The sequence below is a fragment of the Vibrio sp. Vb0667 genome (assembly GCF_033391095.1).
Map to the genome: position 1 here is coordinate 1 of NZ_JAWPOL010000316.1, position 1,130 is coordinate 1,130.

Consider the following 1,130-nt stretch of genomic DNA (forward strand, 5'->3'; position numbering starts at 1 on the left):
CCTTCTGTAACATTGGGGATCTGACCATTGACGTTATCTGCACAGAGTGTCTCCACATCTGGTTCAGGAGTGTCTAATGGATATAGTTCCGTCAATGCCCACTCATTTGCAGACTGAGCAACAAACCAAGCTTTTGTTCCCAAAAACTCTCTTGTTAACCCGCTTTGATTCGACCATGTCACTTTCATTAAAGAGGAAGCCAAATATCCCATTACAATAATGACGAATAACACGATGATTAGTACATTTCCGCTGGAGTTTCTTCTATGGGACATTGAGCACCTGCACATCTTGTTGATACACACTACGTTCACCATCCTGCTCAAACTCTAGATTTATATGAACTAAACCACCTCGTTGCAGAGTAGGCTCTAGATAACGCATACCACTTACGGACGTATCGACACTATCCGCAACCGTAATACCATTTCGCGTAACTTGCTTGGCATCGAAACAGTAGCGAACCTCCGACTTCTCTTGATAAATATAAAGACGGCTAGAAACAGAGGAGCCCGTAATCATACTTGCCGCCCCTGTAACAACAAAAACCTTACCTGTTTTAGCTAAACCACCAATGGCTATATTTTGCGAAGAGGTTGATTGTAAATCTTCATATCGGCTCGGATTGATCACCATCCTGCGATTCGCAGGAATAGGATTAAGCGTTGAGTCATTACCTAGCAAAAACTCTAAGTCATTATTCTTAAACGTGTAAAAACCAGAATACTCAATCGGAACAAACTCTAAGCAATGGGAAGCATCCTTTGGAACATGAAAACTATTAGGTACAGCATGGCGGATTTCACGCGTCATCTTCTCTAAAACAAACTGAGCCTGCGTTTGTATTCGTTGGCGATCGATAGTATCAGCGTAGCCTTTCATTCCTAACTGGACATAGCCAGCTATCCCCAACATGATGAAGCTGCCGACCACAATCGTAACTATCATTTCCATTAAGGTGAAACCACGAGCTTTCATCAGTAGTTCCCTTTAATAGCGGTTAAAGTAAGGGGCTGCGTGTTCCCCGCAAAAATCCTTAATGTTACTTTTTTGTATTCGGTTATTTCATCGGGAGCTTTATCCGTCAGATCATCATATGCAACGCTAACTTCTAATCTAAAGTTTTTGTA

Annotated in this window: 1 protein-coding gene and 2 pseudogenes; all 3 read right to left on the bottom strand. The window is 41.9% G+C overall.

The features are described from left to right. Positions 1-275: pseudogene (locus R8269_RS25550) on the bottom strand (MSHA biogenesis protein MshP); the annotation flags it as partial. Then, a complete protein-coding gene (locus R8269_RS25555) occupies positions 265-978 on the bottom strand; it encodes a PilW family protein (RefSeq protein WP_318222955.1) in 714 nt (237 codons plus the stop codon). The pseudogene R8269_RS25550 and the gene R8269_RS25555, both read right to left, overlap by 11 nt. Further along, a pseudogene (locus R8269_RS25560) lies at positions 978-1,130 on the bottom strand (MSHA biogenesis protein MshD); the annotation flags it as partial. The pseudogene R8269_RS25560 and the gene R8269_RS25555, both read right to left, overlap by 1 nt.

Excerpts from the sequence above, each read along its gene's own strand:
- R8269_RS25555 (WP_318222955.1), bottom strand. The coding sequence starts at position 978 with ATGAAAGCTCGTGGTTTCACCTTAATGGAAATGATAGTTACGATTGTG.